This is a genomic window from Erythrobacter sp. YT30 (assembly GCF_001542875.1).
GTDB lineage: Bacteria > Pseudomonadota > Alphaproteobacteria > Sphingomonadales > Sphingomonadaceae > Erythrobacter.
This window is the reverse complement of the sequence record NZ_LMAF01000002.1, coordinates 1,425,557-1,445,172: the sequence shown is the minus strand read 5'-3', so window position 1 is coordinate 1,445,172 and position 19,616 is coordinate 1,425,557. Positions and strand designations below refer to the sequence as shown.

Sequence of the window (19,616 nt, the reverse complement as noted above, 5' to 3'; positions counted from 1 at the left end):
CACGGCATTGACGCAAAGCGGTAGTAAACTCTGGTAACATTTCACCCGGGCGCGCGCGGCAAATACCGCTCTTGACCTCGCGCCCATGAAAGCGCAGGTGATCCGAGCACTTACGCGCCATTGGGATTTGGCGCTCCAAAACAAAGCCAAAGGGAAATTCGACGCTATGACAGCTATCGGCAAGGACACGCTCGCCACCCGTTCAACGCTTGACGTAAACGGCAAGCAGTACGCTTACTATTCGCTCGCCAAGGCATCAGAGCAGATGGGTGATGTGTCGAAGCTGCCGATCTCGATGAAAGTGCTGCTCGAAAACCTGCTGCGTTTTGAAGATGAAGGCTTCACGGTTGGCAAAGAGCACATCCAGGCAATCGTCGACTGGCAGCAAAATCCCAAAACAGGCAACGAAATCCAGTACCGCCCTGCGCGCGTGCTTCTACAGGATTTCACCGGCGTTCCTTGCGTTGTTGACCTTGCAGCTATGCGCGATGCGATCAAGGAGCTGGGCGGCGACACGGCAAAGATCAATCCGCAGGTGCCCGTCAACCTCGTGATCGACCACTCGGTCATGGTCGACGAATTTGGCCACCCCAAAGCGATGGAAGCCAATATGGCGCTCGAATATGAGCGCAACGCTGAGCGGTATGACTTCCTCAAATGGGGATCGAAGAGCTTTGAAAACTTCTCAGCCGTGCCTCCCGGAACCGGCATCTGCCACCAGGTAAACCTAGAACACATCGCGCAAGGCATCTGGTCGAGCGCGGATGAGAACGGCGAAATGGTCGCCTATCCTGACACTTGCGTCGGCACCGATTCGCACACAACGATGATCAACGGTCTTGGCGTGCTCGGTTGGGGTGTTGGCGGGATTGAAGCTGAAGCCGCAATGCTCGGCCAGCCGATCTCGATGCTGATCCCTGAAGTCGTCGGCTTCAAACTGACCGGCAAGATGGCCGAAGGCGTTACCGCGACTGACCTTGTCCTGACCTGCGTGCAAATGCTGCGCGAAGTCGGCGTGGTTGGCCGTTTCGTTGAATTCTATGGCGAAGGCGTTGCCAATCTGACCCTCGCTGATCGCGCAACCATCGCCAACATGGCGCCCGAATATGGCGCAACGTGCGGGTTCTTCGGCATCGATGACAAGACCATCGATTACCTGCGCCTCACGGGCCGCAGCGAAGAGAATATCGCTCTTGTTGAAGCCTATGCCAAAGAACAGGGTATGTGGTTCGATCCGGCGCACGAGCCTGTATTCTCGAACACCCTCGAGCTCGACGTCGCAAGCGTCGTCCCAAGTCTTGCCGGACCGAAGCGCCCGCAGGATCGCGTGATCCTCCCTGAGGTGGACGAGCTGTTCAACGGCGATCTTGCCAAGGTCTACAAGAAAGAAGCTCCCGTCCGCACGGCAGTCGAAGGGAAAGATCACGATATTGGCGATGGTGACGTCGTGATCGCGGCAATCACCAGCTGCACAAACACTTCCAACCCCGATGTGCTGATCGCCGCCGGCCTTGTCGCCAAAAAGGCAAACGAGCGCGGCATGCAGCCCAAGCCCTGGGTAAAGACATCGCTTGCACCGGGAAGCCAGGTGGTCACCGATTACCTCGTGAAATCCGGGCTTCAGGACGATCTCGACGCTATCGGCTTTGACCTCGTCGGTTACGGCTGCACGACCTGCATCGGCAATTCAGGCCCGCTCGCCCCGCCGATCAGCAAGGCAATCAACGGTAACGATATCGTCGCTGCGTCGGTGCTCTCAGGAAACCGCAACTTCGAAGGGCGCGTCAGCCAGGACGTGCGCGCCAACTTCCTCGCATCGCCGCCGCTCGTAGTCGCCTATGCGCTGAAAGGCACCGTCACCGAAGACATCACCACCACTCCGCTTGGTCAGGATAAAGAAGGCAATGACGTGATGCTTGCCGATCTGTGGCCAAGCAACGCAGAAATTGCCGAACACCGCGCAGCAAATATCGACCGTTCGATGTTCGAAAGCCGTTATGCCAACGTCTATGATGGCGATGAGCACTGGCAGGCAATCACGGTAGAACCATCCGACACCTATCAGTGGCGCGCAGGCAGCACCTATGTCGCCAATCCGCCCTACTTTGAGGGCATGGGCATGGAGCCTGCTCCGGTTGAAGATATCGTGAACGCCAAACCGCTCGCGGTTCTGGGCGATTCCGTCACGACCGACCACATCTCACCGGCCGGCGCAATCAAGGAAGACTCGCCCGCAGGCGAATACTTGAAGAGCAATCAGGTCGCGAAGAAGGACTTCAATTCATACGGCTCGCGCCGCGGCAACCATGACGTGATGATGCGCGGCACTTTCGCCAATATCCGCATCAAGAACGAAATGGTCCCCGGCGTTGAAGGCGGCGTAACAACATACAACGGCGAACAAATGCCGATTTACGACGCGGCGATGAAGCACAAGGCGGACGGCACCCCGCTGATCGTCGTGGGCGGCAAGGAATACGGCACGGGCTCTTCACGCGACTGGGCCGCAAAGGGCACGATCCTTTTGGGCGTGCGCGCGGTCATCGTTGAAAGCTTTGAACGCATTCACCGCTCAAACCTTGTCGGTATGGGCGTTCTTCCACTGCAGTTCACCGGCGGTGACACTCGTGAGACGCTGAACCTCGATGCGGATTGCACATTCTGCATCAAGGGTCTCGCGGACCTCACGCCTGGTCAGCAACTGGAAATCGACGTCACTCGCGGCGATGGCACCAGCTTCACTTTCACTGCGCTCTGCCGCATCGATACAGCGAACGAAATGGAATATTACCGCAATGGCGGCATCCTCCATTACGTGCTTCGCAAGCTGGCTGCGTGATCGGATGATGCGGCGCGCTTTCTTGGCAGTCGGTGGCGGGCTCTCAAGCCTGGCGCTCGCAGCCTGCGCGCCGCAATCGGATGACAAGGACGGTGCTCCAGACGTCCTCCCTTTACCTGAATTGGCGTCAGTCGCGGAGCCAAGCGAAAGCGTGCAATATGGCAGGGATACTGGAGCGAGAGCATCCCAGGCTGCCCGCATCATTGACATCGGTGTCGATGAATTGGCGGCGATAGTAGCGCGAGGCGATATCCGTCTCATTGATGTGCGCAGGGACGAAGAAGTCGCAGACGGTGTCATTCCCGGTGCTGAACACATTGCGATGGCAAGCTTTGATCCCGCAGTCGTGAGCGAGGGCGATGATCGCCCCATAATTCTTTATTGCAGGTCTGGACGCAGATCAGGTCTGGTTGCCGAGAGACTGGCAGCACATACGGGCGAACCAGCCACTCATCTTGAGGGCGGCATTCTCGCTTGGCAGGCGCAGGATAATGAGCTCGTCATGCTTCCCGCCGACTAAACCTTTATTGGGCAGCGTTCGTCCATTCATCTGTCTGACATACCTCCTCCTTCATGATCCGCGGTGAGGTCAGGAGGAAGAGACATGGCGAAACCCGTATTGCTGGCAGGTGCTTTGCTATCCGCGATCGTGGCGTCACCCATTTCCGCCCAAAGTGAAAGCAATGAAGCGCAAGAAGTCGACTATGCAGGCTTTGCAGCGCTTACCGAAGAAGTAGCGGGAATCCGGCAAGAGCGGCTTGTCCCTCTCGAACTGTTCGAAGCCTACGCGTCAAAACCTGACACGTTGATCCTCGACACCCGATCGGTCGCCGCTTTTGAACAAGGCCACATTGATGGTGCCGTCAATCTGCCGTTCTCAGACTTCACCGAGGACAAGTTGCGCAAGGTCATTGGCGATAACAAAGACCGAATGATCCTGATTTATTGCAACAACAATTTCAGCGACAACGTCTCGCCAATTCCGCTCAAGAAGGCGCCACTGGCGCTCAACATCCCGACTTTCATCAATCTTGTGGGATATGGCTACACCAATGTCTGGGAGTTGGGCGAAACGGTGACGACCGCTGACGTGGCATGGGTGGGAACGACCCCAATGGCTCAGTTCCGCGCGCAACTCTCGCAGCTGGAACAGCAGGGCCAGCAATAAGCGCCTTGGCAAAAGAAAAGGGCGGCTTTTCCTACCGGAGAGCAGCCCTTCTTGTTTCTATCGCCTCAGGTTAAGCGGCCGCGCCGTCACTGCCTTGTTTGATGCCGAATTTTCTGCGGCCAAGGATGGCTGCTGCGGCTGCACCAAATAGGATCATCATGGGCGGTGCCGGAACATCTGTGCCGCCACTCGATGTGGTGGTCGTACCGCCCGAGCTCGAAGAACTGCTCGAACTTGAAGAGCTGGACGAAGACGAACTCGACGTCGCGCCGGAGCTGGATCCGCCGGACGTGCTTGAACCGCCGCTAGTGCTGCTGCCGGAACTCGAGCCGCCGCTTGACGATCCGCTTGAAGAAGACGAGCTCGACGTGCTGCTTGAGCTTGATGAGGAGCTGGTGCTGCTCGTCATATCACCAGAGCTTGATCCGCCCGACGAACTGGATCCACCAGAACTGGATGAACCGCCTGAGCTGGAAGAACCGCCGCTCGATGAACTGCTATCGCCGCCCGAAGAGCTGGAATCGCCCCCTGAAGAACTGGAATCGCCACCTGACGAGCTCGAATCCCCACCTGAGGAGCTGGAATCGCCACCCGACGAGCTCGAGTCCCCTCCCGACGTGCTCGTATTGCCGCCGCCGCTCGAAGAACTCGAGGACGAGGATGAACTGCTGCTCGATGAAGAACTGGAGCTGGATGAAGACGATGAACTCGAGCTTGAAACAGCGCCGGTACTCGACGTCACCGCACCTGTTGAAGAGGATACGTTACCGGAACTCGTGCTGGTGCTCGTGCTGACTGCGCCGGTGCTCGACGAGACCGAACCCGTCGATGTGGAGACTTCACCTGTGCTCGATGAAACTGTCCCGGTTGAAGTGGAGACCGCACCGGTGGACGTCGATACTGCACCGGTGGATGTCGAGTTATCGATATCGATGTTGATATTGATGCCATCGCCGGGCTCGCCGCCACTCGTGGTGGTCGACGTTGTCCCGCCAGAGCTCGCGACTTGCTCCCCATCGAGGAAGTTGTTGACGGTCACATCGCCCGATGACGATCCGCCACCGCCGAAGAAGCCGCCCAGAAAGCCGCCTCCAAAACCACTAAATCCGCCGCCGCCACCGACGACAACGGGCGCTGCGCCAAACCCGCCGCCACCTTGGACAGGGGCAATCGGAGGCAGCGGAGCCGGCGCATAGGCTATCTGCGCAATCGGTGGGCATTCAATCGGATCGTAATACGCCTGGGTCGCGCCTGCGGGTAGCGGAGCCGAAGCGGCGACCACGCCGGGTGGCAGCGGCTCGCATTCGACGGTGCGCTCAATAATGCGGCGACGCTGCTCAGGGATGACACGTTCGCGCGTCTTGATATAGCGAGGTTCATTCGGGAGCGGCTGCAGCTTGGTCCCATCGCGCGGCACATCCAGATTGGTTGTGTAATCGGGATCGTCAGTGTTCAACGGCTCGGCCACTCGAACAGCCCCGCCCTGGACCAGAGCGACACCTGCGACAGCAGCGGATAGCTTTGCAGCAGCCAGTTTGAACGACATAGCTTTAGACCTTGCTTGCGTGTGAAGACATCATGCAGCGAACCCGCACCCCTGCCCCTTGCAACCCTGTAATGCCCTTCCCGCGCATCACACTGCAATAAGTTTAACCATATTTAGCCAGTCGCTTCTGCCTCAAACCGCCGAATTACCGCGATTTAGCACCTGACTGTCCCGATTTGAGACCAATTGGTTAGCTATCTGTTAGCCCCGAACAGCGGCCAATCGCGCGTTGCGCGCCTACTTTACGAATCGTCGAAGAGGCCCGGAGTGGACTGCGCTGAACCTTGGGAGGGGCGTGCAGGGGGCGCCATTTCCAGATGTTCCCACCCCGCATCGTTGAGCATTCGCCCGCGCGCGGTGCGCGCCAACAGCCCCAACTGGATCAGGTAAGGTTCGACCACATCCTCCACCGTATCACGCGGTTCAGCAAGGCCAGCCGCCAGTGTTTCAACGCCAACCGGGCCGCCCTTATAAGTGCTCGCAATCATGGTGAGGTATTTGCGATCCATCGCGTCAAGGCCAAGTCGGTCAATCTCGAGCCGGGTGAGCGCGTCATCAGCAATGGTTCGAGTAATAGTCTCGGCCTTGGCGACCTGCGCGAAATCTCTGACTCTTCTCAGCAGTCGGCCTGCGACGCGCGGCGTCCCGCGTGATCGGCGCGCAATCTCGCGCGCGCCGGTCTCGTCAATTGCCATGCCGAGCAGCCGCGCCCCGCGCGTCACCACCTGATCGAGCTCATCGTGAGTGTAGAATTGCAGGCGAACAGGAATGCCGAACCGGTCGCGCAAAGGCGTGGTGAGCAGCCCCTGCCGCGTGGTCGCCCCGATGAGTGTGAAAGGCGGCAAGTCGATCCGAACGCTGCGTGCCGAGGGCCCTTCACCGATAATGATATCGAGCGCGCGGTCTTCCATCGCGGGATAGAGCACTTCCTCAACCACGGGATTGAGACGGTGAATCTCATCAATGAACAGCACGTCATGCGGCTCAAGATTGGTGAGGAGCGCCGCAAGATCGCCTGCCTTCGCAATGACGGGACCGGAAGTGGCGCGAAACCCGACGCCGAGTTCAGCAGCGACAATCTGGGCAAGTGTCGTTTTGCCAAGGCCTGGAGGCCCGAAGAACAGCGTGTGATCCATCGCCTCGCCCCGAGCTTTGGCGCTTTCGATGAAAACGCGCAGATTGTCGCGGGCAGCTTCCTGACCGATAAATTCGGTGAGGGATTTAGGGCGCAGCGCGGTGTCGGGATCGCCAGCTTGCCGGTCGGGACCATGTAAGGGGGCGGGATCATTCATTGGAATCCCTCAAGTGTAATTAATGCGCCGACTATGATGCAAACGACTGGAACGGGTCGCAGCAACAATTGCGTTTTTTCTGCAAAGCTAGGAACTGTATCAGGCTCGTCGTCAAACGTACTATCGAGCTCTCGCTGAGCTCCATTTTTTGAGAACCTAGTAAAGGCCCGAGCGGCTTTTAAATGCAACAAAGCCGAGTCGTATGTAGACTTAACCCGCAACCCTCCAATGCCGATCGACCAAATGAGACCTCCAAAAAACCATGCGGCGGCATAGAAACGGGAGACATCGTTCACGCCTTCGGCATTTAACAAAGCAATAATTGCGCCGCCACAAACTGACAGTTCAGTCGCAAGCAGCCATTTATCAAGTGAAGCTCCTTGCTCACGATAAAAGTCTGCGATTTCTTGATGATAATCAGCATGCTCTTTGGCTGCCGCCCTTGCCTTCGCGATGTCGTCCATCTCCATCACCCAGCCGCCTTTTTCAGCGCCACGCGGATCAGGTCGCCCTCGGCTGCGTCTTCGCCCAATTCGGCGGTGGCGCGGGCGACGGCTTGGGCGGCAATCGCGGGTTTGAAACCCAGATTTTCAAGAGCGCTCACCGCATCTGCGCTCGCTCCCCCCGCTGCCGAGATCGCGCCTGCTGGCACGCCCGCGAGACCGCCTCCCGGAAGCGCGCCTGCCTTGTCTTTCAGTTCATTGACGATCCGCCCGGCCAGCTTTGGCCCGACGCCATTGGCGCGCGCAACGCTGGCCGCATCGCCAGCGGCGCAGGCATCGCGCAGTTCTCCCGTTGAAAGCGCCGAAAGGATCGCAAGGCCCACTTTGCTCCCAACACCCTGCACCTGCGTCAACAGGCGGAACCAGTCGCGCTCTGCGCTCATCGCAAAACCGAGCAGGCGCATATCGTTCTCGGACACCTGCAAATCGGTGTGGATAGTGCAGGCCTCACCCACATCGCCGAGCGCTGACAGCGTTCGCGCCGAGCAATGGACCAGATAGCCCACTCCCTGCACATCCACGATGGCCCAGTCCTCACCCGTCTCGTCCAGTCTGCCCGATAGCTTTGCGATCATGATATGTTCTTGGCGTAAGCAGCGGGGTAATTCTAGTGGGGAGTCTTTGTTTTGCGCAGCGTGTTCACGCTGCTTTGCCTCGGCCACCCGCTCCCTCCACCCTTCCACCCGGATTATCACACCGGATTACGATCCGGGTGGAAGGGTGGAGGGAGCGGGTGGCCTGGAGAGTTCCGCAAACAAAAAACGCTGCGCAGCCGTGCTCCACGACCAAGTCTCGACACTTGCGCACTTTTCGGTAAGGCATTTCCCATGAGCTGGAACACATTCGGACGCGCGCTGCGCTTTACCACTTGGGGCGAGAGCCATGGGCCGGGGCTTGGAGTGGTGGTCGACGGGTGCCCTCCCGGCCTTGCTCTCACCGCAGAGCAAATCCAGCCATTCCTCGACGCTCGCCGTCCGGGGCAGAGCAAATTCACAACCCAGCGGCAGGAGGCTGATCAGGTCAAAATCCTCTCTGGTGTATTTGAGGATACGACGACGGGCACGCCCATTCACTTGATGATCGAGAATACCGATCAGCGTTCCAAAGACTATTCCGAAATCGCCAAAAGCTATCGCCCCGGCCACGCTGACTACGCCTATGACGCGAAGTACGGCATCCGCGATTACCGCGGCGGCGGGCGGTCGAGCGCGAGAGAAACCGCGGCGCGCGTCGCTGCGGGCGCAGTGGCGCGGGCGATCATCCCAGAGGTGACCGTCACCGCCTATGTCTGCGAATTGGGCGGCGATGCAATCGATCCCGCGAACTTCTACACGGACGAGATTACTCGCAATCCCTTCTTCTGCCCTGATGCAGCCGCGGCCAAGCGTTGGGAAGAAAAGGTCGATGCCGCGCGCAAGGCTGGCAGCTCATTGGGGGCGGTGGTCGAATGCGTGGCAACTGGCGTGCCAGCCGGATGGGGCGCGCCGGTCTATGCGAAACTCGACAGCGATTTGGCCGCAGCCATGATGACGATCAACGCGACCAAGGGCGTGGAGATCGGCGCTGGCTTTAAAGCCGCAAGGCTCACCGGCGAAGAAAACGCCGATGCGATGAGCCCGGGCGACGATGGCCAACCGGTTTATGCCAGCAATCACGCGGGCGGCACCGCCGGCGGCATCTCAACCGGGCAACCGGTGGTGGTGAGAACAGCCTTCAAGCCAACCTCCTCCATCCTTACGCCGGTCCCTTCGATCACATCGGACGGCGAAGCCACCGAGGTGCGCACCAAAGGCCGCCACGATCCGTGCGTCGGCATCAGAGGCGCACCCGTGGTCGAAGCGATGATGGCGCTGGTTTTGGCAGATCACAAACTGCTGCATCGCGGGCAGATGGGCTAGGAATTGCGCCCACGAAACGCGGGCAGTCAGGCTGAAATCCACTACTGCAAGCCATAGCTTGAATCGCTTTCGGAACAATCCTTTCCGGTTCCCGTTTCTACCATTGAAATTATCGATCTTCGCAATCGCACAAATCAATTTTGATGCGCCGCAACAATCCCTATTTCGCGTGTCGAGTTCTTTTATGAAACAGGCACTTCAACCCACCAAATCCGTTTAGGAGGAATACCAAATCATGGGCATTATCGGATCAACCATCCAACCGTTCAAAGCGACCGCTTTTCAGGCCGGCCAGGACTTCTTCGACGTTACAGAGAAGGACATCGAAGGCAAGTGGGCTGTCTTCTTCTTCTATCCAGCCGACTGGACATTCGTCTGCCCGACCGAGCTTGAGGATATGGGGGAAAAATACGCCATGCTTCAGGATATGGGCGTAGAAGTCTATGCTGTCAGCACCGACACGCATTTCAGCCACAAGGCATGGCACGACAGTTCTGAGAAAATCGGCAAGCTGAAATTCCCATTCCTTGGCGATCAGCTCCACACACTGTCGAAGCAGTTCGGCGTTCTGCGTGAAGAGATGGGCCTTGCTGACCGTGCGACCTTTGTTGTCGATCCCGATGGTGTGATCCAGATCATGGAAATCACTTGCGAAGGCGTGGGCCGCAACGCAAACGAACTGACCCGCAAGATCAAAGCCGCACAATATGTACGCGCGAACCCCGGTCAAGTCTGCCCAGCCGCATGGGAAGAAGGCGCCGACACGCTGGCACCTTCGCTTGATCTCGTCGGCAAGATTTAACCGATGCCTTTGGGCGGCGCATTTCCCTCCACCATTGTGCCGCTCCGTGTCCGGGCCCACCCCACAATTGGGCCTGCTCGGACATAATCCGGCCCGAACCGCTTCACCCCCCTCCCCCCTGTCGAAGCGGTTCGGGCCTTACTAATTCCAACTGATCTGATTTTTCGACGGAGTTCGTCATGCTCGACGCCAATATGCAGAACCAGCTGAAGCAATATCTCGCCAATCTGCGCGAGCCGATTGAGCTTGTCGCGGCGCTTGATGATAGCGCCAAGTCTGAGCAGACGCGCGAACTCCTCACCGAGATCGCCGACCTTCACGACATGGTTTCCGCTCATTTTGACGGCGATGATCAGATTGCGGGCGGTCGTCGCCCAAGCTTTGTTATTCGCCGGGCATCCGATCCACAAAAATGGGTGCGGTTTGCCGGGCTTCCGATGGGGCACGAGTTTACTTCACTGGTGCTCGCTTTGCTGTGGGCCGGTGGCCATCCGCCCAAAGTGGATGCGGACTTGATTGAGCAAGTGCGCTCACTCGAGACCGATCTCGAGTTTGAAATGTTCTTCTCGCTCACCTGCCACAACTGCCCCGATGTGGTGCAAGCGCTAACTCTGATGGCGCTTGAAAACCCGCGCATCACCGCAACCCTTATTGAGGGCGGGACGTTTCAGGATGAGGTTGAAAACCGCGACATCCTTGCTGTCCCGGCGACATTCCTCAATGGCGAGAGCTTCTACAACGGCAAGATCGAGCTCGCTGAAATTCTCGCCAAACTGGATAGCGGCGCGGATGAGAAAGCAGCAGAGAAATTGTCTGCCAAAGAACCCTTCGAAGTGCTCGTTATCGGCGGCGGTCCGGCAGGTGCAGCATCGGCCGTCTACACGGCGCGCAAGGGCTTTCGCACAGGCATTGCAGCCGAACGATTTGGCGGCCAGCTGATGGATACGCTCGGCGTGGAGAATCTACCCGGCACGGTTTACACCGAAGGGCCGAAACTCGCCGATGATCTCAAAAAACAGATCGGCGAATACGAGATCGATCTGATGGATCTGGCCCGCGCGACGCAGCTGAAGCCAGCCAGCGAGGCGGGCGGCATGCACGAGGTCACCTTTGCCAATGGCGCGACGCTAAAGGCGCGATCCCTTATCCTGTCGACAGGCGCGCGCTGGAAAAATCTCGGCGTTCCCGGTGAGGCGGAATACCGCAACAAGGGCGTTGCCTACTGCCCCCACTGCGATGGTCCTTTGTTCAAAGGAAAACGCGTTGCCGTCATCGGCGGCGGCAATTCAGGCGTCGAAGCGGCGATCGATCTTGCAAAGATTGTTGGCCATGTGACGCTGATTGAATTCGATACCAAGCTGCGCGCAGATGAAGTGCTTCAGGCAAAGCTGCGCTCCATGTCCAATGTCGATATCATCACCAACGGTCAGACGACCGAGATCACAGGTGATGGCAAACGCTGCAACGGGCTGGTCGTGAAAGACCGCGATACGGCAGAAGAGCGCCGAATTGAACTTGAAGGTGTCTTCATCCAAATCGGCCTTGTGCCGAACACAGAATGGCTCACCGAAACGGGTCTTGAGCTGTCGAAGTACGGCGAGATCGTGATCGATGAAGAAGGTACGACCAATCTGCCGGGCATCTTTGCCGCAGGCGATGCGACCACGGTGCCGCACAAGCAAATCGTCGTCGCGATGGGCGAAGGATCAAAAGCCGCATTGGGCGCATTTGATTACCTGATCCGCAACGAGGCGGTTGAGGATATCGCGCAAGCGGCCTGACGCTTTTCCCGCCTTCGAACTGGTCACCAGGATTAAAAGTGAGAAGCCTCCGCTGATGCGGGGGCTTTTTGCGTTGGGGCGCCAGAACCCGATCTGTCTCCCATCCCACAGGGAAAGACTAAGTCACCGCCCATTCAATCGATCCAGTAAATCAAACTCCCCAGATTAATCGATTGGACTGATAAGACGACATCTATCATCCTGTTGCCATTAATCGAGTTTATGCGAGTCCCGCGCAGGGGCTTTTGAGAGGAGACTGAGACAATGGATGTGAAGACCGGTGATATGAGTGGCTGCCCGTTCCACGGCGATGCTGAAATTCGCGGGCTGTTTGGGCGCACCAATCGCGATTGGTGGCCCGAAGCAATGGAGCTTCGCATTCTGATGGAAGGCGGCCGCAGCGCCAATCCATTCGGCGAAGACTTTGATTATGCCGAAGCTTTCAACGCAATCGATTACAAAGCGCTGAAAGCTGACCTTACCGCGCTGATGACGGACAGCCAGGATTGGTGGCCAGCCGATTATGGCCACTACGGCCCGTTCTTCATCCGCATGGCGTGGCACGCTGCGGGTACTTACCGCACGGGCGATGGGCGCGGTGGTGGCGGGAGCGGCCAGCAGCGTTTCGCACCGCTCAATTCCTGGCCGGACAACGGCAACCTCGACAAAGCGCGGCGCCTTCTTTGGCCGGTAAAGCAGAAATACGGCAAGCACATCAGCTGGGCCGACCTCTTCATCCTTGCTGGCAATGTCGCGATTGAGAGCATGGGCGGCCCGGTCTTCGGATTTGGCGGCGGCCGTGCCGATGTTTTTGAGCCTGAAAGCGTATACTGGGGCACTGAAGAGCAATGGGTGAATGAAGGCGTTGAAACGCGCATCATCCCCGATGAAGGCAAAGCGCTCGAAAACCCGCTCGCTGCAATCCAGATGGGTCTAATCTACGTGAACCCAGAGGGCCCCGGCGGCGATCCTGATCCGCTCGCATCGGGCCGCGACATGCGCGAAACCTTTGCCCGGATGGCGATGAATGACGAAGAAACAGTCGCTTTGACCGCTGGCGGCCACGCTTTCGGTAAAGCGCATGGCGCACACCCCGCCGATACGTTTGGCGATAGTCCTGAAAGCGAAGTCCTCGAATTGCAAGGCTTTGGCTGGCTCAACGACGAAGACGAAATTGCCAAAGGCAATATCACCACTTCAGGCATTGAAGGCAGCTGGTCGAACAATCCGACTTCGTGGAGCCATGACTACTTCCGCATCCTGTTCAAATACGATTTTGAATTGGTCGAAAGCCCGGCTGGCGCGAAAATGTGGACGCCGATCAATCCTGATCCCGAAGACATGGCACCAGACGCGCGCGATCCTTCTAAGAAGGTCCGCACGATGATGACCACAGCTGATATGGCGCTTAAAATGGATCCGGATTACCGCGTAATTTCCGAGCGTTTCCTTAAGCACCCAGAACAGCTCGACGATGCATTCGCGCGCGCATGGTTCAAGCTGTGCCACCGCGATATGGGTCCGAAAGTCCGCTATCTCGGCCCGGAAGTGCCTGAAGAAACGCTGATCTGGATGGATCCTGTTCCAGAAGGCGGCGCGCCTTCCGATAGCGCGGCCTCCGCATTCAAATCGGCCATCTTGGACAGCGGCCTTACCGTTTCTGAACTCGTCAAAGCGGCCTGGGCTTCGGCTTCGACCTATCGCAATTCAGACCACCGCGGCGGTGCCAATGGTGCGCGCGTGCGCCTTGCTCCGCAAAAGGACTGGAAAGCGAACGATCCGGAAGAGCTCGACAAAGTTTTGGCCAAAATTGACGAACTGCGCGGGGATATCTCGATGGCCGATGCGATCGTGCTTGCCGGTAACGCTGCGGTGGAAAAAGCCGCCAGTGACGCCGGCCATTCTATCGCAGTGCCGTTCACCGGAGGACGCGGCGATGCGGGCGATGAGCACACCGATGCTGCCAGTTTTGAGCCGCTGGAGCCATTTGCTGATGGTTTCCGCAATTACCTCAAAACGAAAGCGGACGTGCGCACTGAAGAAATGCTGATCGACAAGGCACATTTGCTCGGCCTCTCCATGCCGGAAATGACCGTACTGGTCGGCGGTATGCGTGCTCTTGGTGCCAATGCTGGTAATACCAAGCATGGCGTGTTCACCGATCGTGTGGGCCAGCTGACGCCGGACTTCTTCACCAACCTTCTCGACATGGGCACCAAGTGGGCTCCGGTCGATGGGTCAGGCGATGAGGAATATGTCGGCACTGATCGCAAGAGCGGCGCAGAAAAATACCGCGCCACGCGTGCGGATCTCGTCTTCGGCTCCAATTCGCAACTTCGCGCAGTGGCCGAAGTCTATGCGGAAAACGGCAATGAAGCGAAGTTCGTTGCAGACTTTGTCGCGGCATGGACCAAGGTCATGGACAATGACCGCTTCGACGTCGCTTACGCGAAGTATCATGCCTAAGACCCAGGACCCCCTGCCCCCTGAGCCCTGACTGACCCCTTGAGGTCAGGGTCGCAATTGCCCCCGGTGCGTTATGCGTGCCGGGGGCTTTGTTTTGAGCGATGCGATTATGCGGTTGAATTTAAGTGTATATGCATCTATATGCATTTCCATGACTACTGATCTCGCCACCATCGTCTCCTCTTGCCACATGCAAGCTGCTCGTTCGCGCGCTCGCCGCCTGACTGCTTTGTACGAAGCAGCGTTTGCACCTCTGGAGCTCACTGGAGGTCAGTTTTCGATACTCGTAGCAGTCGGTCACGCGGGAAATCCGGCAATTCACGAACTGGCGGACTATCTCGCCATGGATCGCACCACGATGTCCCGCGCGCTGCGCCCACTTGAGCGGCGGACACTGATCGAATTGGCGAACGATCCTGACGACAGCCGCAGCAAACGCGTCACCCTGACATCTTCAGGGAGCGAACTGCTGGAGCGCGCAATTCCACTCTGGCAATCTGTCCAAAGCTCAATCTAGGAGAAGAACGATGAGCAACCATACTGCACCGAGCCCATCTCAGATCGAAATAGATGCATATGCACTATACAGAAACGATCATCGTGTTGAGCATCCCAAGGCGAATAAGGGAGGGTGGCTCTTAGGCATCGGCTTCGGCCTTTATTCGATTGCAGCGATCATGCTTTCTGCGACGGGCATCTATGCAAACAGCCATCCCGCTTTCGTCGCGATGACAGTTGTCGCCGCAATGGCGTCTCTGGTGATCGCGTATTTAACTGTCCCGTCGATCCGAGCATTTGTCGAGCGTCTTGGCCCCTATGGCCTCGCGACTTTCCATGTCTGGCGCGTGTTCGCTGCGGCAGCATTCCTCTACTACGGATCGCAGGGTTGGCTGCCCGGCCTGTTCGTCAATCTGGCGGGCTGGGGCGACATGCTCGCAGGAGTGCTTGCCGCCGCACTGATCCTTTTGCCCGTGACGACCCGCCGTATCGTTGCATTCCATGTGGTCGGTTTTGCTGATTTCGTGGTCGCAGTCGGGACCGGGTTGACGCTGCAATTGCTCGCCGTCCCAACGATGAGCACCATCGCGCACCTGCCGATCGCTCTTATCCCGCTTATCGGTGTGCCGCTTTCAGGCGCTTCACATATCGCAGCGTTTCACCTGATGCTTAAGCAGCGGAATGGCTAACTCTTGGCAGACACCGTAACGAAAAGGCCGCCGGAACGATCCAGCGGCCTTTTCATTCGTTTCAAACCAAAGACAAGGTAGACTTACTTCTTCTTCGGCTTCTTGTTCGCGCCTTTGAACATTTCCTTGTCGTAGGTTTCCGGCGCAGGCGCCGTTTCCGCTTCGACGCCAGCAGCGATTTCTTCTTCGGTCAGAAATTTGATCGCAAAGCCCAAAGCGCGCGTCTTGCCCCAGCTATCTAGGCTGACCTTGCTCTCGCCATAGGTCACGTTGACAACCGCATCGGCGCCCATCTTTTCGCCGCGTTCCCAAACCTCGTTGTAGATCTTCTGCTGCGATGGCTCTTTGCTGAAAATCGTCGCCTTGCGCACGCCGGCTGAGACCGGCCCCACAATGCGGTAAGGTTTATCAGTGATGTCATACGGGAAAACAGGCACGCCCATTTCCTCGTTCACCACGGCATGCTCGCCATGATCATCAGCCATCGCCGCACCAAGCGGCATAGCAGCCGCGAGGCCCAAAGCGGCCGCGGACAAAACCAGTCGTTTCATTAATTACCCCTCCGTCACAATGACTTGAAGCTTGTAATGCAAGTCGCAGGCGATAGACAAGAGCCATATAGGGGGATGGGGATATGATCGAAGCCTTGCTGATGCTGGCAATGCAGGGAGAGCCTGCGGGACAATTGGAACAGGATGTGAGTCCTGATCTGAGCGCTGAGGAGCAAATCGAGCAAGCAGGCGAATTGGCGGAAGCGCCTGATCCACCCGCGTCAGTTCCGCCGCCACCCGTCAAACCCATAATCGACATACCGCGCGATACGCCTGTGCGCCTTATGGTCCTCACCGAAGTTTCAACGAAGGATCACCAGCCCGGCCACCGCTTTCGCCTTCGCGTGAATGAGCCTGTACTGGTCGATGGCCGCGAAGTTATTCCGGTGGGAGCCTTTGCATGGGGCGAGTTGCTGAGCGCGGAAAAGAGCGGCAATGTCGGCAAAAGCGGCAAGCTGTCTGCGCGCCTGCTCTACATCGAATATGACGGCCTCGAAATTCCGCTTGATGGAGAGACACAGTCCGAAGGCAAGTCTGGCAAGGGTGAGACGATCCTGGGTGTTCTGGCCGCAGGACCGCTTGGCCTTTTTGCCAAGGGAAACAACGCAAAGCTGAAGGCGGGCGAAAAGATGACGGCTTTCATCGCGGAAGATGTGAGCTTTGGTGGCGATGACCCGGTAGAGCCAGTTGCAGGAGCGCAAGCTCAGATCGAGACAGCATCTGCGCCAATTTCAGCAGAGCAAGCCGTTGCCAACTAGGCATAAGGCCCGATCTTGTCTGGCCTTGTCCGTTATTTGGGCGATGTGCGCTGCTCATCCACTCACAGCGCAACAGGCCGGTGATGAGCAAACCCAGACGGCTGTGCCTGCTGCACCGCGAGAGGTCCGCGACAATCGTCTTATCATCCCCGCGAACACGCGGATCGGTTTCACATTGGCTGAGACTCTTTCGAGCAAGAAGGTCAAACGCGGCGACCTCATTCAACTGACCTTGCGCGATAGCATCACTCACGAAGGTGCGGTGATCGTCTCTGCCGGCAGCCCAGCGGTGGGTGAAATCACCCGCGCTCAGGAAAATGGCTTTATGGGTCGCGGCGGAAGGCTGGCAGTGCGGATGCTTTACCTTGATCTTCCAGACGGCCCGGTTCGCGTGTCCGGTCCCTTGGGCGATGCGGGCAAGGATCAGACGGCTTTGGCAACCGCGGTCACAACCGCGACATTGGGCTTCGTCTTCTTTGTAAAGGGCAAGTCAGCCGTCATCGAAGAGGGTACGGCTTTGGACGTCATTCTCGATCGCGAGGCACGCATTCCGTTGCCTGCTGATTGGCCGCAGCCGTAACGGTCAAATCCAGCCAGCCTCTTTCAATTCGCTCACTTGCGCTCGGCTTACCGGGGCTTCGATGTCACAGGCGAGCTTCAGGCGGACATTGCGGCCATCGCGCTCCACATCTTCAACCGCTCCGCGCGCCACCCACCAGCTGCGATGGACTTGGCGCCCGTCAATCTCGGACAAATGCGCGATCGCGTCGCGCAGTCGCATCAGCACGAGTTCTGAACCCAGTGCGGTGTGCACACGGACATAATGGTCCTCCATCTCAAGCGCGATGACATCGCTGCCTAATTCTGCAGGCAGTTGATCGAGGAGTGGATTGGAGGTTGAGGTTTCAGGCTGGGGCGCGACTGGTTGAGGTTCTGGGTCAGCAACGGGCATGGAAGGGACAGCCGCCGGTGCTACAGTCTCTCGCGATGCGTTCGCTCTCGGGCCGATAAAGTTGAACAGCAGTGTCACCCCGCCGCCAATCACGAACACATAGAAATAGCTCTTCAAAGCTTCTTCTGGAGAAGGCGTTGGAGGCCAGTTTGGCGCAAATTGCACAAAGTAGACGAGGATCGTCATTGGCACGGTCGCAATAAGCGCCGCTGCAAGCCAGAGCGGCGATTTGGGCAGATCAAGCGCTTCGTGCGCACGGTCCACGAAATAGCCCATGGGCGAATAGATCGCGTAGCCGAGATACGAAAAAATCAGCCAGGTGATAAGGCGGACGGCGAAAGGATACTCAATTGATCCGAAAGGTCCGATCACTGCCAGAAACACGCCGATCACCGTCATAATGCCAAGATCGGTGATCGTGCTACGCCAGAAACTAGCGCGCCGGCTGAGCTTTTTCGGCCCGCCGTAATCATGGGCAGTCAATTCGCCTGATTTGTTGCCGTGCTCGTTTCCCATTCCGACTAATTGCCTGCCCATTCGCGCTTCGTAAAGTGGCAAACCCTCGTAAATCGGCGGGTTTTGGCGCCACTTCGCGAAGATGGGTGCCCGGCGGCGTAGACCAGATTGCCCGCGAATGGGGCGGCGGCAATGTGGGTTTCAGCAAACACGAACCCACCTGTCAGGAGCATCGCACCAATGACTTCTCTCGTATCCAACTCGCCGCTGGTCCAGCTTTTCAGAGCGCCTGCAAAGCCCGCTTTCGACATCAGCCCGCGTGTCCGCGCAATCGTCGCCATCGCCGCAACCAGCATGAGCCTTGCTGTCATCTACGCGCTATTTCGCGGATTTACCGGCCTTGCCCCAAGCCATCCCAATACCCGCGATCTGGCAATCGTGCTGCATGTCGCAACGGTGATCCCGGCAATCCCTTTGGGCGGCTATTTGCTGCTCGCACCAAAAGGAACCAAATGGCATAAACTGCTCGGGAAAATGTGGGTGGTCTTGATGGTGACGACTGCTCTTTCAGCCTGCTTCATCAAATATGGCGGCGGTCTCGATTTTCATGTGAGCCCTATTCACATCTTCGTCCCGCTTACTCTGATTGCGTCCTACAAATTGATCGCAACCGCGCGCCGGGGCGACATGAAAGGCCACAAGCGAGAAATCCTGAGCCTTTATCTCGGCGCGCTGATGATCCCCGGTATTGTCAGCATGGCACTACCCGGACGCCTGATGCACACTTGGTTGTTTGTGTGAGCGGCAATCCTGCGACAGCTCGAACGGCTAACGCGCACGCTTCAGCACCACGTAGAGCGCACCCTCGCCACCGTGCCGGATATGGGCGCGGCGGATCGCAGCGATACTGTCAGCATGGTTGCTCGCAGCGAGCCAATCGAGCAGTTTTGCCCGGATCGCGCCGCGCTTGGTCGCCCGGTCAGCAGGATCAACGGGCCTCTCGCGCCCCGCAATCACCAGCACCACGCGCGCGCCCATCGCTTTTGCCTGATCAAGGCCGCTGGTGATCCTCGTATAAGCGCTGTCCAAAGTGTGCCCGTGCAGGTCTAGCGTGTAATCGGGCGCTATCTGGCCTGCTTTAAGCTTGCGGTTCCAATGTCCATCAAGCGTCTGATCCTGCCCGATGCGAGGGCGAGGCTTTGGAGGCGGCACGCTGGGTGTCGCAGGGCGAGTGGGCATGACAGGGCGCGCTTGTGGCTTGGCGAGGTTAGGCGCGCTGCCCGCTTTCATCTGCTCGCCTTCACCATCATGCTTTAGTATCGGGGCGCGTTTTCCGGCGAGCGGCGTCACCGATTGCGCAAGGCGCGACCATGCCGCAGCCTCTGTATCCGATAACCCGCGCGGCGGCTTCATTTTG

Annotated in this window: 19 protein-coding genes; 13 read left to right on the top strand and 6 right to left on the bottom strand. The window is 58.1% G+C overall.

Features of this window, described 5'->3' with window-relative positions:
* Window positions 1–166 precede the first annotated feature (166 nt).
* The 4 genes from acnA to AUC45_RS15895 all read left to right on the top strand — a co-directional run bounded on the left by acnA (window position 167) and on the right by AUC45_RS15895 (window position 5,203).
* Entirely contained in the window at window positions 167–2,839 is a 2,673-nt protein-coding gene (gene acnA, locus AUC45_RS11615; RefSeq protein WP_067603852.1) for an aconitate hydratase AcnA, read from the top strand.
* Window positions 2,796–3,359, top strand: coding sequence for a rhodanese-like domain-containing protein (locus AUC45_RS11610; RefSeq protein WP_197409558.1), 564 nt, complete (start codon window positions 2,796–2,798; stop codon window positions 3,357–3,359). The genes acnA and AUC45_RS11610 overlap by 44 nt, the downstream gene beginning before the upstream one ends.
* Before the next feature lie 84 nt (window positions 3,360–3,443).
* Window positions 3,444–4,007 (top strand): rhodanese-like domain-containing protein, encoded by a 564-nt coding sequence (locus AUC45_RS11605; RefSeq protein WP_067602645.1) that lies wholly within the window; start codon window positions 3,444–3,446, stop codon window positions 4,005–4,007.
* Between the two features lie 101 nt (window positions 4,008–4,108).
* The gene (locus AUC45_RS15895; RefSeq protein WP_197409557.1) at window positions 4,109–5,203 is read left to right on the top strand and encodes a hypothetical protein; all 1,095 of its coding nucleotides are present in this window, start codon (window positions 4,109–4,111) and stop codon (window positions 5,201–5,203) included.
* Between the two features lie 592 nt (window positions 5,204–5,795).
* Here AUC45_RS15895 and ruvB read toward each other — a convergent pair.
* The 3 genes from ruvB to ruvA are packed head-to-tail and all read right to left on the bottom strand — an operon-like array spanning window position 5,796 to window position 7,923.
* A complete protein-coding gene (gene ruvB / locus AUC45_RS11595) occupies window positions 5,796–6,845 on the bottom strand; it encodes a Holliday junction branch migration DNA helicase RuvB (protein WP_067602642.1) in 1,050 nt (349 codons plus the stop codon).
* Complete coding sequence (locus tag AUC45_RS11590; RefSeq protein ID WP_067602639.1) at window positions 6,842–7,315, bottom strand: hypothetical protein; 474 nt, start codon at window positions 7,313–7,315, stop codon at window positions 6,842–6,844. Before AUC45_RS11590 ends, ruvB begins: the two co-directional genes overlap by 4 nt.
* Window positions 7,315–7,923 (bottom strand): Holliday junction branch migration protein RuvA, encoded by a 609-nt coding sequence (gene ruvA, locus AUC45_RS11585; RefSeq protein WP_067602636.1) that lies wholly within the window; start codon window positions 7,921–7,923, stop codon window positions 7,315–7,317. The genes AUC45_RS11590 and ruvA overlap by 1 nt, the downstream gene beginning before the upstream one ends.
* A gap of 252 nt (window positions 7,924–8,175) precedes the next feature.
* Here ruvA and aroC point away from each other — a divergent pair, with 252 nt between their 5' ends.
* The 6 genes from aroC (at window position 8,176) to AUC45_RS11555 (ending at window position 15,482) form a co-directional block, all read left to right on the top strand.
* Entirely contained in the window at window positions 8,176–9,246 is a 1,071-nt protein-coding gene (aroC, locus tag AUC45_RS11580; protein WP_067602633.1) for a chorismate synthase, read from the top strand.
* 235 nt (window positions 9,247–9,481) lie between these two features.
* Window positions 9,482–10,048 carry an alkyl hydroperoxide reductase subunit C gene (gene ahpC, locus AUC45_RS11575; RefSeq protein ID WP_067602630.1) on the top strand — a complete coding sequence of 189 codons (567 nt, stop codon included), beginning with the start codon at window positions 9,482–9,484 and terminating at the stop codon, window positions 10,046–10,048.
* A gap of 179 nt (window positions 10,049–10,227) precedes the next feature.
* The gene (gene ahpF / locus AUC45_RS11570) at window positions 10,228–11,829 is read left to right on the top strand and encodes an alkyl hydroperoxide reductase subunit F (protein WP_067602626.1); all 1,602 of its coding nucleotides are present in this window, start codon (window positions 10,228–10,230) and stop codon (window positions 11,827–11,829) included.
* Window positions 11,830–12,093: 264 nt separating this feature from the next.
* A complete protein-coding gene (katG, locus tag AUC45_RS11565; RefSeq protein WP_067602623.1) occupies window positions 12,094–14,295 on the top strand; it encodes a catalase/peroxidase HPI in 2,202 nt (733 codons plus the stop codon).
* A 151-nt stretch (window positions 14,296–14,446) separates the two neighbouring features.
* Window positions 14,447–14,812 (top strand): MarR family winged helix-turn-helix transcriptional regulator, encoded by a 366-nt coding sequence (locus AUC45_RS11560; protein ID WP_197409556.1) that lies wholly within the window; start codon window positions 14,447–14,449, stop codon window positions 14,810–14,812.
* 10 nt (window positions 14,813–14,822) lie between these two features.
* Window positions 14,823–15,482 (top strand): hypothetical protein, encoded by a 660-nt coding sequence (locus AUC45_RS11555; RefSeq protein WP_067602621.1) that lies wholly within the window; start codon window positions 14,823–14,825, stop codon window positions 15,480–15,482.
* 83 nt (window positions 15,483–15,565) lie between these two features.
* Here AUC45_RS11555 and AUC45_RS11550 read toward each other — a convergent pair whose 3' ends face one another.
* On the bottom strand, window positions 15,566–16,033 hold the full coding sequence (locus AUC45_RS11550; RefSeq protein ID WP_197409555.1) for a hypothetical protein: 468 nt from the start codon (window positions 16,031–16,033) through the stop codon (window positions 15,566–15,568).
* Window positions 16,034–16,116: 83 nt separating this feature from the next.
* Here AUC45_RS11550 and AUC45_RS11545 point away from each other — a divergent pair, with 83 nt between their 5' ends.
* A complete protein-coding gene (locus tag AUC45_RS11545; protein ID WP_067602618.1) occupies window positions 16,117–16,791 on the top strand; it encodes a hypothetical protein in 675 nt (224 codons plus the stop codon).
* Between the two features lie 43 nt (window positions 16,792–16,834).
* The gene (locus tag AUC45_RS11540; protein ID WP_067602615.1) at window positions 16,835–17,371 is read left to right on the top strand and encodes a hypothetical protein; all 537 of its coding nucleotides are present in this window, start codon (window positions 16,835–16,837) and stop codon (window positions 17,369–17,371) included.
* 3 nt (window positions 17,372–17,374) lie between these two features.
* On the opposite strand, the gene AUC45_RS11535 is transcribed toward AUC45_RS11540, so the two are convergent.
* Window positions 17,375–18,280 (bottom strand): LytTR family DNA-binding domain-containing protein, encoded by a 906-nt coding sequence (locus AUC45_RS11535; RefSeq protein WP_233998726.1) that lies wholly within the window; start codon window positions 18,278–18,280, stop codon window positions 17,375–17,377.
* A gap of 159 nt (window positions 18,281–18,439) precedes the next feature.
* On the opposite strand from AUC45_RS11535, the gene AUC45_RS11530 reads away from it, so the two are divergent.
* Window positions 18,440–19,000, top strand: coding sequence for a DUF2306 domain-containing protein (locus AUC45_RS11530; RefSeq protein WP_067603848.1), 561 nt, complete (start codon window positions 18,440–18,442; stop codon window positions 18,998–19,000).
* Window positions 19,001–19,027: 27 nt separating this feature from the next.
* Here AUC45_RS11530 and AUC45_RS11525 read toward each other — a convergent pair whose 3' ends face one another.
* The gene (locus AUC45_RS11525; protein WP_067602612.1) at window positions 19,028–19,612 is read right to left on the bottom strand and encodes a Smr/MutS family protein; all 585 of its coding nucleotides are present in this window, start codon (window positions 19,610–19,612) and stop codon (window positions 19,028–19,030) included.
* Window positions 19,613–19,616: the final 4 nt, after the last annotated feature.